At 71.0% G+C, this 13,008-nt stretch carries 11 protein-coding genes, 1 tRNA gene and 1 riboswitch; of the genes, 2 read left to right on the forward strand and 10 right to left on the reverse strand.

Annotated elements, in window-relative coordinates; translation table 11 throughout:
* The first annotated feature begins 57 nt into the window (after positions 1-57).
* Positions 58-1,635, forward strand: coding sequence for a PrsW family glutamic-type intramembrane protease (locus ABZW18_RS11960; RefSeq protein ID WP_356185675.1), 1,578 nt, complete (start codon positions 58-60; stop codon positions 1,633-1,635).
* A gap of 312 nt (positions 1,636-1,947) precedes the next feature.
* Here the strand turns inward: ABZW18_RS11960 and ABZW18_RS11965 are convergent, their stop codons facing one another.
* Both ABZW18_RS11965 and ABZW18_RS11970 read right to left on the reverse strand, forming a co-directional pair.
* Positions 1,948-3,015, reverse strand: coding sequence for a M23 family metallopeptidase (locus ABZW18_RS11965; RefSeq protein WP_356185677.1), 1,068 nt, complete (start codon positions 3,013-3,015; stop codon positions 1,948-1,950).
* Positions 3,016-3,022: 7 nt separating this feature from the next.
* Positions 3,023-3,194: riboswitch (cyclic di-AMP (ydaO/yuaA leader) on the reverse strand.
* A 215-nt stretch (positions 3,195-3,409) separates the two neighbouring features.
* Positions 3,410-4,702: a PP2C family protein-serine/threonine phosphatase gene (locus ABZW18_RS11970; protein ID WP_356185680.1), complete on the reverse strand. Its 1,293-nt coding sequence runs from the start codon at positions 4,700-4,702 to the stop codon at positions 3,410-3,412.
* A gap of 201 nt (positions 4,703-4,903) precedes the next feature.
* Here ABZW18_RS11970 and ABZW18_RS11975 point away from each other — a divergent pair, with 201 nt between their 5' ends.
* The gene (locus ABZW18_RS11975) at positions 4,904-6,277 is read left to right on the forward strand and encodes a hypothetical protein (RefSeq protein ID WP_356185683.1); all 1,374 of its coding nucleotides are present in this window, start codon (positions 4,904-4,906) and stop codon (positions 6,275-6,277) included.
* Positions 6,278-6,489: 212 nt separating this feature from the next.
* Here ABZW18_RS11975 and ABZW18_RS11980 read toward each other — a convergent pair whose 3' ends face one another.
* The 8 genes from ABZW18_RS11980 to ABZW18_RS12015 all read right to left on the reverse strand — a co-directional run bounded on the left by ABZW18_RS11980 (position 6,490) and on the right by ABZW18_RS12015 (position 12,861).
* On the reverse strand, positions 6,490-6,681 hold the full coding sequence (locus ABZW18_RS11980; RefSeq protein WP_356185685.1) for a hypothetical protein: 192 nt from the start codon (positions 6,679-6,681) through the stop codon (positions 6,490-6,492).
* Between the two features lie 237 nt (positions 6,682-6,918).
* Positions 6,919-8,058, reverse strand: coding sequence for a cytochrome P450 (locus ABZW18_RS11985; RefSeq protein ID WP_356185830.1), 1,140 nt, complete (start codon positions 8,056-8,058; stop codon positions 6,919-6,921).
* Entirely contained in the window at positions 8,040-9,377 is a 1,338-nt protein-coding gene (locus ABZW18_RS11990) for a cytochrome P450 (RefSeq protein WP_356185833.1), read from the reverse strand. Before ABZW18_RS11990 ends, ABZW18_RS11985 begins: the two co-directional genes overlap by 19 nt.
* Before the next feature lie 185 nt (positions 9,378-9,562).
* Entirely contained in the window at positions 9,563-10,162 is a 600-nt protein-coding gene (locus ABZW18_RS11995; protein WP_356185687.1) for an ATP/GTP-binding protein, read from the reverse strand.
* Positions 10,140-10,499: a DUF742 domain-containing protein gene (locus ABZW18_RS12000; protein WP_356185690.1), complete on the reverse strand. Its 360-nt coding sequence runs from the start codon at positions 10,497-10,499 to the stop codon at positions 10,140-10,142. The genes ABZW18_RS11995 and ABZW18_RS12000 overlap by 23 nt, the downstream gene beginning before the upstream one ends.
* Positions 10,496-10,930 (reverse strand): roadblock/LC7 domain-containing protein, encoded by a 435-nt coding sequence (locus ABZW18_RS12005; RefSeq protein ID WP_356185693.1) that lies wholly within the window; start codon positions 10,928-10,930, stop codon positions 10,496-10,498. The genes ABZW18_RS12000 and ABZW18_RS12005 overlap by 4 nt, the downstream gene beginning before the upstream one ends.
* On the reverse strand, positions 10,927-12,351 hold the full coding sequence (locus ABZW18_RS12010; RefSeq protein ID WP_356185696.1) for an ATP-binding protein: 1,425 nt from the start codon (positions 12,349-12,351) through the stop codon (positions 10,927-10,929). The genes ABZW18_RS12005 and ABZW18_RS12010 overlap by 4 nt, the downstream gene beginning before the upstream one ends.
* 437 nt (positions 12,352-12,788) lie before the next feature.
* Positions 12,789-12,861, reverse strand: a tRNA-Lys gene (locus ABZW18_RS12015).
* Positions 12,862-13,008: the final 147 nt, after the last annotated feature.

Consider the following 13,008-nt stretch of genomic DNA (forward strand, 5'->3'; position numbering starts at 1 on the left):
TCTTCGCACATCCTTATGGCGTCGCCCCCGACCCCACACCCTCGTTAGGGTCGACAGGTGCATCAGTCCCCGCTCCCGCCGCAGCCGCGCCAGCAGCCGCCGGTCCCGGTCTACGAACCGCAGCCGCAGTTCGACGCCGTACCGGAGCGAGCACACTGGCGCTACCGCCCGTCCCGCCAGTTCTGGCACAGCAAGGCAGTGCGCGTCGGCGCCCTGATCACGGTGCTCGTACTCTCCGGCCTGGTCATCCTCGCCCTGGTACGCGAACAGACCGGTACCGAGGGGTTCCTGGTCGGCCTGGGCCTGGCCGTGCTGCCCGTGCCGCTGCTCCTGGCCGCGTTCCGCTGGCTCGACCGCGTCGAACCCGAGCCCTGGCGGAATCTGCTCTTTGCCTTCGCCTGGGGCGCCTGCGCTGCGACGCTCGTGGCGATCATCGCCAACGGCTTCGCCACACAGTGGATCGCCACCCGTGTCGAGACGTCCTCCGCCACCGAGGCGGAGGCCTGGGGCGCCACGTTCATCGCGCCCGTCATCGAGGAGAGCGCCAAGGGCGCGGCCCTGCTCCTGCTCTTCGTCTTCCGCCGCCGCGACTTCGACGGCATCGTCGACGGCGTCGTCATAGCCGGGATCACCGCGACCGGCTTCGCCTTCACCGAGAACATCCTCTATCTCGGGAACGCCTTCGGTGAGGACCAGGCGCTCGGCTCCTCCGGATTCCAGTCGGTCACTGCCGCGACCTTCTTCATCCGCATCGTGATGTCGCCTTTCGCCCACCCGCTCTTCACCGCGCTGACCGGCATCGGCTTCGGCATCGCCGCTCTCGCAGCACCGCACCAGCGCGCCCGCCGCATTCTGCTGCCGCTCGCCGGACTGCTCACCGCGATGGTCCTGCACGCCGTCTGGAACGGCTCGGCCAGCCTCGGGGGCTACGGCTTCATCGCCGTCTACGGCATGTTCATGGTCCCGGTCTTCGCGCTGCTCACCTGGCTGGTGATCTGGTCCCGCGGCAACGAGCTGAAGACCGTACGCAGCCACCTGCCCGCCTACGTGGCAGCCGGCTGGCTGGTCCCCCCGGAGCCGCACGCGCTGTCCTCCATGCGGGCCCGCTCGATCGCCCGCGATGTGGTGCGGCGCGCCCATGGGAGCGCGGCGGCCCGAGCGGTCGCCGAGTACGAGTCCTTCGCGACGGCGCTGGCCTTTCTGCGGCAGCGGGCGCACCGGGGCGCGGCGGGCCCGGACTTCGTCGCCCGCGAGCAGGAGCTGCTTCACCACCTGTGGCAGCGCAAGGATGTGGCGCAGCCTGCACTCGCCCATGCCGCGCTGGTCACCACGCGCCGCTCGGTCCCCCCGCAGTGGGCGCCGCATGGACAGCAGTACGGGTCGCCGCAGGGGCAGCAGCAGTACGGCCCGGCGCAGGGACAGCGGCAGTACGGGCAACCGGCGGGACAGCCGTACGGGCAGGGACAGCCGGCGGAGCAGCCGTACGGGCAGGGACAGCCGAACGGCTCAGCGCAGCAGCCGGTGTACGGGCAGCAGTACGGGTCCGGTCCGGCGTACGGCGGCACCTCGTACCCCGGCACCCAGGAGGGACCGCCCCCCTGGCCCTACGACGCGCCACCCCGGTACCACCGCTGAGCGAGTAGCCAGGCAGACCTGGCCCCGGTGGCCGGTTCCGAAGCGCAGCCGCATACGCCCGAAGGCCGCGCCGACCGGGCAGACCAGTCCCGAAGGTACGGGGCCGGACTCTCTCCCCGACTCTCGACGCCCGGCTCACGGCTCACGGCTCTTGGCTCTTGGCTCTACGGATCAGGAGCCGGATCAGGCGCAGGGCGTGACGTCGCTCCGCGCGTCTCTACCTCCGCGGCTCTCGGCCTCCGCACTCCGCACCTCCGCAAACAGCGACGCACCCCGCCAGGAGCGAGGTGCGTCGAAGTTACGGACGATGCCTCAGAGGCTCACACCGTGCTCGCGCAGCCAGGCAGCCGGGTCGATCGGGTCGCCACCGCCCGGCCGGACCTCCATGTGGAGGTGCGCGCCGGTGACATTGCCCGTGGCGCCGACGCGGCCGATGGTTTCGCCCGTCGCCACCTTCCCGGACGTCTGGGTCATCGAGGAGAGGTGGCAGAACCAGACTTCCGTGCCGTCCTCGAGGGTGAGCACGATCCGGTAGCCGTACGAACCGGCCCATCCGGCCTCGGTGATGGTGCCGCCGTGCACTGCCTTGACGGGGGTGCCGGTCGGGGCGGCGAGGTCCTGGCCAGTGTGGTCGTTGGACCACATGGAACCGGACTGGCCGAAGCTGGAGGTGAGGGTGTAGGAGGAGACCGGGGCGGTGTATTCGCGGGCGAGCTTGGCGAGCCGCTCGGCCTCCGCCGCCGCTTTCGCCTTGCGCTCCGCCTCTGCCTCGGCCTTCTCGGCGGCTGCCTTCGCCGCCGCCTTCTTCTCGGCGGCGACCTTGGCGGCCTTCTCGGCGGCGGCCTTCTCCTCGGCCTCGCGCTCCGCCTTCTCGGCGGCGGACTGCTGCTGCTCGGCCTGCTTCATGATGCGGGCCCGCAGCGCCTCGCCGGCGCCGGTGCCGTCGGTGACCTCGCTGTCCGTGAGCCCGGCCTGGGAGAGCGGAGCCTGGGCGGCCACAACGCCCTCACCGGCACCGTCAGAGCCGGAGCCGGAGTCGTCGGAGACCAGGGACCCGATACCGGGCAGCGATCCGGCATCCGGGAGCTTCTCCGACACGGAGGCGAGGTCCGGCATGGAGATCGAGACCGGCGGCTTCTCCTGCGCGCTGGCCATGCCGCCCGCACCGACAGCGGCGAAGACGCCGACTCCGAGGACAGCGCTGCTACGGGCCATGCCGCCACCGCGCTGCTTGACGACGCGGTGCCTGCCGCGCACCGCGGCCACGGATTCCGCGGTCGGATTCCAGTCACCGACTCCGGCCGGGGGCTCCTCGGCGAACCCGGCATCGTGACTCTCGGGTTCGTACAGGAACTCGGGGGCAGGGCTGTTGGACGCCACGCGGGCGCACTCCTTTCCTTCCTTCGCCTACCGGGTTAGCTGACGGGTTCGGAGCAGGAAGGTCTCCTACGGACCCCTCCGAAGAGGCGTCCGATTCACCCCATGTAGTGGTTCCCCGGTTCCCTTGGTACTGGTGTTGCGGGTGGAGCAGATCGTGCGGGATTCGGCGTCAGCGCACGGTGCCACCTCTTGTGGCGGCTGGGACGACCGCGCTGCGTTATCGAACGTTAATAGACCCGGGGTGCCTATTCCAAGCTGTTCCGGGTGATCGTTAACGGATATCGCGGGGACCAACCAGGACACGAAATGCCTAATCCGGGCGAGTTGCCCCTGCGGCGGAAAACCCGTCCCGGCTGATCGTGTGCCAGTTGTTATGCGGAGTGGCGCGGACCGGTTACGGACCGTCAGAAGGGTGGCCGGACCTCGAGCCGTCGCCCGCGCCGCGCACGATTCCCACCGCCCTACGCCGCATCGGCTGCCGCTCGGCCGGGCGGCTGACCGCCAGCAGCGCCATGTCATCCGCGGCCCCGCCCGCGGTGTGCCGGGCCACGTCCTCGACGAGGGCGTCGAGCAGGGCATCGGGTCCGGAGAACAGCCGGCCGCGCAGCCGCTCCTGCGGATCGTAGAAGACGCCGTTGGCGTCCCGGGCCTCGGTCATCCCGTCCGTGAAGAGCAGCAGCGTGGCGCCCTCGGGGAAGGCGAACTCATCCACCCGCTCCGGCTGGTCGGCCAGCTCACCCAGGCCGAGGGGCAGCGCAGGCACGACGGGGTCGGCTACGAACACGCCGCCGTCGGCGTACAGCAGAAGGGGGGAGGGATGGCCTCGGTTGAGGATGCGGAGAGCGGGTTCCGGGAGAGCGGCTCCCGTGTCCGTACGCCGGATGGTCGGCACCTCGGCCAGCACGGCCGTGGTGAAGCCCTCGGACCGGTCCGGGCCTTCATGCCGCTGCCTCTCGCGCTGGAGCGCCCGCTCCAGCCGGGCCGCGACCCCCACCAGGGTCGCCTCCTGCTCCGCGGCCTCCCGGAAGGCGCCGATGACGACGGCCACCGCCTCGACGGCGTCCAGGCCCTTGCCGCGGACGTCACCGACGATCAGGCGGACCCCGTACGGGGTGTCCTGCACCGCGTAGAGGTCACCGCCGATCCGGGCGTCGGTCTGCGCGGCCTCGTAGCGCGCGGCGACATGGAAGCCGCCGATCCGCTCGTCGGGTGTCGGAAGCACGGCCCGCTGGGCGGCCTCGGCGATGCTCCGCGCCGAGGCGAGCTCCCGCCCGCTGCGGCGCACCACACGGTTGATGAAGAGCGCCAGCACGGCGACGGTCAGGACGGTGACCAGCTCGGTCACCGACTCCACGGCGCCCAGGTCGCGGTTGACGAGGTGCAGCGTGACCACGGCGAGCCCGGCGGCGATGCCCGCGGTCGCCGTGGCGCGCAGCGAGAAGAACGGGGCGGCGACCAGCGGGGCGGCCGAGAAGAAGGGCGAGCCGGTGAAGCGCGACGGCGTCGAGAGGTCGAAGGCAAGACCGCCGATGATCAGCGCGGCCGGGAGCCAGCGGGCCAGGTCGCGGCTGGTGGGTTTTCGGCGCCCGCCCTGACGGTCCGGGGTGGTGCGGATGGGGGACGTACCGCTGCCCGCGCCCCGCCGGAGGCGCCCCGTACGACCGCCCCCTCCGCGTCGCATCCCCACCTGCCTGTCTCCTGCCCGTGCGTACGCCGCGCGGGAGCGGTTCGACACCGCGCCTCTCCAGGCTGGCGGGTGACCGGGCACCGGGCGATTCGACGTAGGCCAGGTAGATCTCTGCGCCCGGGCCCCGTCGCCCGCGCTGACGGATTCATTACTCATGCCTCGAAGGCCCATTATTGCGGCTTTGGAGTTAGCGTCGTAAGTATGAACAGCGCAGTGCGTCACACCGTCCTTCTGCCGGTGCTGGCCGCGATCGCCGCTGTCCTCGTACTGGTGGCCGTGATGGCACCCGGAGCGCGGGCTGCGGACGGGCTGGACAGCGCCGCTCAGGCCCTGCAGAGGGGCCCTGTCTACGTCGATCCGCGGGCCCGGGACGCGTTCCCTCCGTCCGAAGCCGACGCCCTGGCAAACAAGATCGAGAAGGCGGACAAGCCGGTCTTCGTCGCCGTGCTCCCCGCCGCCTCGGAATTCGATCCGTCCACGCTGCTGCAGGATCTGCGGACCAAGGTGGGGATCACCGGCGTCTACGCGGTCGCGCTGGGCGACCGGTTCGACGCGGGCGCGGACTCCTCGGTGATGCCGCGCAACGCCGTCGACAACATCACCGGGGCCGTGGAGCGCTCCGACCGCGGTGATGTCGGGGCGATGGTCACGGGCTTCACCGACCAGGCCATCAAGCAGGCGAACGGCAACGCCCCGGCCGCCTGGAGCCCGGGCACGGGCACGGGCACCGGCCCGGAGACCGGTGTCAGCGGCCCAGGGTTGGTCGTCACGCTCGGCGTGCTGGTCGCCGCCGCCACCGGCGGAGCGCTGCTGGTGAGCAGCCGCGGGAAGAAGCGCCGGGCCGAGTGGGACCGGGTGCAGCTCCAGACCCTCCGGCCGGTGGTGGACGAGGACATCACCGCCTTCGGCGAGGAACTGGACCGGATCGACTTCGACCCGTCCGCCGCGGAGACGGACGACGCGATGCGCGAGGACTACGCACGCGCCCTGGACTCGTACGACAAGGCGAAGGCGTCGATGGAGGTCGCACGGCGGCCACAGGACGTACGAGGCGTGACGCAGGAACTGGAGGACGGCCGGTTCTCGCTGGCCACCCTGGAGGCGCGGCGGGACGGCGCACCGCTGCCCGACCGCCGGCCGCCCTGCTTCTTCGATCCGCGGCACGGCCCGTCGGTCGAGGACGCGCAGTGGGCCCCGGCGGACGGCGAGGAGCGGACGGTGCCGGTGTGCGCGGCGGACGCGGCCCGGCTGGAAGACGGCGAGGCGCCGACGGGCCGGATGGTGGAGACGGCGTCAGGACGCCGGCCGTACTGGGAGGCCGGTCCGCTCTACGGGCCCTGGGCTTACGGCTACTTCGGCGGCGGTCTGCTGCCGGGGCTGCTGGTGGGCACGATGCTGGGCAGCCTGATGAGCGGGCCGAACGCGTACGGGGACGGCTACGGGGACTACGGCGGCGGGGACGCCGGGGGCGACTACTCCGGTGGCGACTACAACTCGGGCGACTTCGGCGGCGGCTTCGGCGGAGGTGACTACGGCGGAGGCTTCGGGGGCGGCGACTTCGGCGGCGGGTTCTGAGCGCGGGGCCTTCCGCCCACAGGGCCGTGATCCGGTGGACGGTGATCCGGGACGGTGATCCCGGGCGGGGACGGTGATCCCGGGGGCAGGGGGCAGCCGCCGGTGGCAGGGCGCCGGTGGCGGGGTGGTCCGGCCACGGGCTCCTGACCACGAGGTTCTGTGAAGCTGCGACGGACCGTCCGTGCCTGCGACCCGGGGTTCCTGCGGTTCGCTCAGCCCTCTGGCAGGGCGGCGCCGCAGGCCTCACAGCTGCCCCCGTCGGCGAGCTCGTTCATCCGCCCGCACTCCGTGCAGACCCGGTGCAACTGGCAGGCCGCCTCCCCGCCCTGCTCCCGTACTTCCTGCCGCAGGTTCTGACGAACGGCATCGGTGGATGTCGCCGGCGCCTTCACCTCATCAGCCATGCACTCCATGAAAAGGCACCCGGACGGCGATGACAACGACCGTCGGCCGAGGGCCGGAGCAGCACCATGCCGCTGGAGCCGGCGGCGGATTCTTCGGCGGGTCCAGGGCTTCGTGACGCCGGTCTGCCCAGACCCTCGGTCACGCCCGCGCGCCAGAGTCCCACCCTCGGTGAGCCCGCCGCCTCCTGCTGCGGGCAGGAGGCGGCGTATGCGCGGCGGTCGGACGCGCCGGGTCGCTCAGCCTGCTGTCGGCGTCTCAGGCGCCAGGCGGGCGGGCAGGCTGCGGTGGCCGTTGGAAATGAACGATTCCACCGGCCGCAACTCGTCCGCCGGGACGGCCAGCGCCAGGTCGGGGAAGCGCTCGAACAGGGCGGGCAGGGCGATCTCGGCTTCCAGCCGGGCCAACGGCGCCCCGAGGCAGTAGTGAACGCCGTGTCCGAAGGCGAGATGCTCCTTGTCGACCCTGGTGAGGTCAAAACGGTCCGCGTCCTCGCCGTGCGAGGCGGGGTTGCGGCCCGCGGCGGCGTAGGCGGCGAGGATCGCGTCCCCCTTCTTGATCACCACACCCGCGGACTCGAGCTCGATGTCCTCGACCGCGTAACGCAGCGGCAGGCTCGCCACCGGGGCCTGCGAGCGCAGCGTCTCCTCGATCACGTCGTTCCAGGAGACCGCGCCCTTACGGACCAGTTCGAGCTGTTCCGGGTGGGTGAGCAGGGCGTGGATCGCGTTGTCGAGCAGGTTGACCGTGGTCTCGTGCCCGGCGCTGATCATCAGCAGCAGGGTGTCGACCAGTTCGGCCTCGGCCAGCCGCGAACCGTCCTCCTCGCGGGCGGCGATGAGGACACTGGTCATGTCATCGCCCGGGGTCTCTCGCTTCAGAGCGACGAGACCGGAGAGAACCGTGTGGATGCCCGCGAAGGTGGCCGATGCCTCCTCGGCGGACGCCGCGGTGTTGAAGATGCCGTCCACCAGGCGGCGCAGATCTTCCCGCGTGCCCGGGTCGGAGACTCCGAACAGATCGCAGATCACCTGGATCGGGATCGGGTAGCAGTACTCCTCCCGCAGGTCCACCGCCGCACCCCGGGGGGCGGCGGCGAGGCCGTCGAGCAGGTCGGCGGTCATCCGCTCGATGCGCGGGCGCAGGGCCTCCGTACGGCGGGCGGTGAAGGCCGGGGAGACCAGCTTCCGCAGCCGCTTGTGCTCGCCTCCGTAGGCGGTGAACATGTTCGTCACCGCGACCCAGGTGAACAGCGGCCACTCCGGGGTTATCTCCCCGTTGACGAACGCGGGCCAGTGCTGGCGGGGGTCCTTCGATACGCGGGGGTCGGTCAGCAGTTTCTTGAGCAGCGTGTGGTCACTTACTGCCCACGCCACCACCTGGCCAGGGAGCTCCACCAGCGCCGCGGGGCCGGCTTCCCGGATTCTGGCTCCCTCACCGTGGATGTCGCTACCTGAGGGGTCGATGACGACGGGGCAGGACTGGCGTTCCATCCAGTGTCTCCAGGGGTCTCGTGCGTGGTAACCGGCACGGCTATCGGCGGAAAATGCACAGGCAGGGCGGCAAGAGCCCGGTGGAACGGGCCCTGCCGCCACTCCAACTGCTCTACCCCGACGGCGAGTTCGACATCCGGAAGCCGGTCGAGGAGTTTTTCCACGGCGACCGCGGCGATCAGCCGGGCGGGGTCCTTCGCCGGACAGGTGTGCGGTCCCGCGCTCCAGGCCAGATGGGCACGGTTGCCGCCCCGCCGGTCGGACGCCAGGGCCGGATCGGTGTTGGCGGCTGCCAGGCTGATCAGGATGGGCTCGCCCTCGCGCAGCCGGATTCCGGCGAAGTCGAGGTCGTGGACGGGGTAGTGGATGGCGTAGTTCGCGAGCGGCGGGTCCGTCCACAGCACCTCGTCGAGCGCGTCCTCGACGGGCATGCTGCCGCCGGCCAGATCACCGGCGAACCGGTCGTCCGCGAGCAGCAGCCGCAGCCCGTTGCAGATCAGGTTCTGCTGAGGCTCGGTGCCCCCGCCCATGAGCACCACGAGCTGGTGGATCATCTCCTCGTCGGTGAGCTGCGCGGGGTGGGCCATCAGCCAGGACGTCACGTCCGCCCCCGGCTTCAGCCGCTTGAGGCCGACCAGACTCGCGAGGGTCTTGACGAGCAGCGCGTTCGCCTTCTCGGAGTCGACGTTGGCGTCGAAGATCCCGGACATGCCCTCGACCAGCTTCTCCCCGAGGTCGGGCGGGCAGCCGAAGAGCTGGTTGAAGACGAGGAGAGGCAGCATCGCGCCGTACTCGCCGAGGAGGTCGGCCCGGCCGTTGGGGCCGAACCGGTCGATGAGGGTGTCCGCGCTCTGCTCGACGTAGCCGCGCAGGGCGTTCGGGTCCACCCGGCTCAGGCTGTCGGTGATCGCACCGCGCAGCCGTACGTGCTCGTCGCCGTCGGTCCACAGGGCGTTCGGCCGGTACATCATCATCGGGACGACCGGGCTGTCCGCCGGCACGGTCCCATCGGCGAGGGCACGCCACCGGCGCGGGTCCTTGGCGAACCGATCCGGGCTGCGCAGCACTTCGAGGGCGGCCTCGTAGCCGGTGACGAGGGACGCGGAAACGCCGGGGGCGAGCTCCACCGGTGCGATCGGACCGTACGCGCGCAGGCGCGCGTAGGTGGCGCCCGGGTCCGCGGCGAACTCGGGTCCGTGCAGCAGTTCGGCCGTGCCCGGCCGGGCGGCGGTGCCGGTGACTGTGCCGGCGCCCGGGGCCGCGGCGGTGGTGGTGTCCGGTGCCCTGGTCGTGCCGGTGTCCTGGGCGGTGGCGGGCGCTTCATCGTCGGTGCCGGCGTGTGCGGGGCAGCCGGGCGGCGGCGTCTCGCCCGGTGCGGGTGAGGGAGTGGTCACGCGTGCTCCTGGGCGATACGGGTCTGGAGGTACTGAACGAGGCAGATCAGCGCCATGGTCGAGGATTCGGCGTCCCGCGCGTCGCAGGTGACGAGGGGGGTTTCGGGAAGCAGATCGAGGGCTTCACGGATCTCGTCGTCGGGGAAGGACGGCGCGCCGTCGAAGTGGTTGACGGCGACCGCGTACGGCACGTCGTGCTCCTCCAGCAGGCCCATGACGTCGAAGGACTGGTCGAGCCGCCGGGTGTCCGCCAGCACCAGTGCCCCGAGGGCGCCGTAGGTCATGTCCTTCCACAGCTGGGTGAAACGCTTCTGCCCGGGAGCGCCGAACAGATACAGCACCAGCCGCTCGCTGAGGGTGAGACGGCCGAAGTCCATGGCGACGGTGGTGGTGGACTTGCCCTCGATCCCGGCCAGGTCGTCCACCAGCGCGCCGGCCTGCGTCATCGTCTCCTCGGTGCGCAGCGGCCGGATCTCGGACAGGGTGCCGACGAACGTGGTCTTGCCGACGGCGAAGTGACCCACGATCAGGATCTTGGCCGCGGTCCTGACCGTATCCGGAAGATGGACGTGGTCAGAGGCGAGCGCGGAGCCCATCGAGCACCTCCTGCAAGATCTGGGCATCGGGGAGTTGAGCCTTGGGGATGGGAGCCCGGGTGGTGATGTGGCCGCTGTCGATCAAGTCGCTGAGCAGGACCTTGGTGACGCTGATCGCCAGCTTCAGATGTCCTGCCACCTCGGCGACCGACAGCGCCCCGCCGCGGCACCGCTCCATGACGCGGCGCTTCTCGGGGCTCAGCCCGCTCAGCGGCCGGTCGTTCATGGCCGTCACGAGCGTCACCATGTCGAGCGTGTTCCGCGTCGGATGAGCACGGCCGTCCGTCACGACATAAGGTCTTACGAGTCCCCGCTCACGCTTACGGGGCGGGCTCATGCCGGGCCGGCGGTGCCGAGTCGGGCGGGGTCGGCGTCCCGGCGTGGCGGGCTGGTCAGCTCCTTGCCCAGCCGGTCGACCAGCTTCTGCATGCGGTAGGTGACCGCCTCCATGTCCACGTTCTGGGTGGCCGAGACCGCCAGATAGGCGCCCGCACCGGCGGCGACCAGGAAGACGTACCCGTCGACGAACTCGACCAGCGTCTGCTGCCACGGAGTGCTCTCGTGGGAGCAGAACTCGGCGGTGCTGCGGCTGATCGACTGGAGTCCCGACAGCGCGGCCGCCTGCCGGTCGGCCTCGTCACGGGATATCCCCTGGGAGTGGGAGCGGAGCATCCCGTCCGCCGAGAGCAGGATCGCGTGGCGCGCCTCCGGGACCTTCAGGACCTCGTCGAGCATCCAGCCCAGTTCATTGGCCATATGGTCGTTCATGCCTGAGGGTTCCCTTCATCGTCTGGGGAGGCGGCGCGGCCGGAGCGGGTCCCGCGGGCGAACGCCCCCATGCGCGAGGCGGTCTCATGAGCCTCGCGGGCGGGTGACGGATCGGCGCTTGGCTGCGCGGGGGCCGTCCGGGAGGCGGAGACATGTTCCGGGACGGGGCGGCGGCGGGTGCGTTTGGGCAGGCCTCCGGCTGTGGACGCCTGCGCGGGCATGGGCGCGGGCGAAGGCATGGGCGCGGGCGAAGGCGCCGGTTCAGGGGACTGTGGGGCTGTCGGCCCGGGCTCCTCGGAACTGGGCTGCGCATCCCGGGCCTCGGATGTGAGAACGGCCTCGGGGGGCGTGGCCGGAACGGAGGCCGGTACGGGGGCCTGCGCGGCCTCCTGTGGGATCGCCGCCCTGACGGCGCGTACGCGGTTGAGGAGTGAATTGGGGAGGAACAGGACGGCTCGCACACCCCCGTAGGGGGACCGGGTGTCGACCGAGACGCTGAACCCGTACCGCGCGGCGAGCACACTGATGACGGCGAAGCCGAACTGCGGCGGGTCTCCGAGATGGTTGATATCGACGTCTTCAAGGCCCGACAGGCGTCGGCCCGCCTCCGCGGTCTCGCGCGCGTCCATGCCGACTCCGGCATCGTCGATGACCACGGAGATGCCGTTGTGCCCGGGCAGGATGCTGACCTCGACCGTGGTGTTCGGCTGCGAGTGCCGCGCCGCGTTGTCCAGCAGCTCGGCGACCGTGAGGACCACAGGCTCCACCGCCCGGCTCACCACATCCATGTCGACCCGCGAGTGGATCTCGACGCGCCGGTAGTCCCGGATCCGCGACGTCGCGCCGCGTACGACGTCGATCAGCTGTGAGGCAACCCGCTGCCGCCCCGGCCACGACCCGCAGAGAACGGCGATGGCCTGCGCCCGCCGGCCGAACTGGGAGTTGGCGTGGTCGATCTCCAGAAGACCTTGGAGGACATCGGGGTTGTCGTGCCTGTCCTGCATGTCCGAGATGGAGAGCTGCTGTTCGTTGGCGAGCGCCTGGAGCGCGCGCATCGCCGCCTTCAGCGCGGCCTTCGCCGATTGGTCGGCGCGGGACCGTGCCTTGTCGGCGGCTCCGGCGAACAGGTTCACCACGGTCTGGAGGCTCTGCGCGTACGCCGTTCCTTCCAGCCGCCCGTCGAGGAGGCCGGGTACGGGAACCAGCTGGTGATGGTGCTGCTGGGCTTCCTCCAGCGCCGGGAGCCGGACCTCGACCAGGTGCCGGGCCTCCTCGTCACGAACGTGCAGGCTGAATTCCAACGCCGCCACGCGCTTGCGTAGGGCAGCGGTGATCTGGCGCTGGCGTACCAGCAGGATTAGGCCTGCGAGCACACCGGCAGAAAGGCACCAGAACACCGCCTCCGGTATGTGTCGTGTCATCAGATCCTCGTGAACGGGGGGTTGCGAGGGGCGGAGGAGGACGAAATGCGGAGGAAGGGTGGGGGGAGGGCGAGGGACACCGGGGGACGCGGCCCACCGGAGTTCCGTCGGGTGGAAGCCGGAGCGTGACGCACGGGATGAGGGCACCACCCTCGGTGTCCAGCGGAGAAACGGAGTGTGGCAATCATCCTAGCCATGACAACAAATCCTCAAGTGGCGCGTGCGTCCGATGCTTTTAGCCAGGCACCCGCTGAGACAGTGGTGCGGGACCCGGCGCCGGGTTCGGCACGGGGTCGTGGCTTGCTCGTCCCAGCCTGTCAACTACGCGGCCCAGCCGACAACCGGCTGGGGACCCGACGGTCCCCTCCGCCCGGCGCACCCACGGCCCAGAGAGTGAGAAACCACCGGCCAGACGCGCCTGACCTGCGGTTCTCCGGTAGGCCGTGTGGGACTCGAACCCACAACCAATGGATTAAAAGTCCACTGCTCTGCCAATTGAGCTAACGGCCCGCACCCGGAAGCATAGTGGGATGCCGGCCGGATTCCGGGAGCCGTCCCCCCGGTGGGAACAGGGCGGGAACCCCCCGGCCGAGGGCTCGTCCACACCTCCGGGTCCGCGCTGTTCCGCACCCCCGGCGACGTCCCCAGGCACGGCCG

Origin of the sequence: Streptomyces sp. NPDC004647, from assembly GCF_040609575.1 — a bacterium.
GTDB lineage: Bacteria > Actinomycetota > Actinomycetes > Streptomycetales > Streptomycetaceae > Streptomyces.

Excerpts from the sequence above, each read along its gene's own strand:
- ABZW18_RS12000 (WP_356185690.1), bottom strand. The coding sequence starts at position 10,499 with ATGAGCCCGCCCCGTAAGCGTGAGCGGGGACTCGTAAGACCTTATGTC.
- ABZW18_RS12005 (WP_356185693.1), bottom strand. The coding sequence starts at position 10,930 with ATGAACGACCATATGGCCAATGAACTGGGCTGGATGCTCGACGAGGTC.
- ABZW18_RS11980 (WP_356185685.1), bottom strand. The coding sequence starts at position 6,681 with ATGGCTGATGAGGTGAAGGCGCCGGCGACATCCACCGATGCCGTTCGT.
- ABZW18_RS12010 (WP_356185696.1), bottom strand. The coding sequence starts at position 12,351 with ATGACACGACACATACCGGAGGCGGTGTTCTGGTGCCTTTCTGCCGGT.
- ABZW18_RS11975 (WP_356185683.1), top strand. The coding sequence starts at position 4,904 with ATGAACAGCGCAGTGCGTCACACCGTCCTTCTGCCGGTGCTGGCCGCG.
- ABZW18_RS11995 (WP_356185687.1), bottom strand. The coding sequence starts at position 10,162 with ATGGGCTCCGCGCTCGCCTCTGACCACGTCCATCTTCCGGATACGGTC.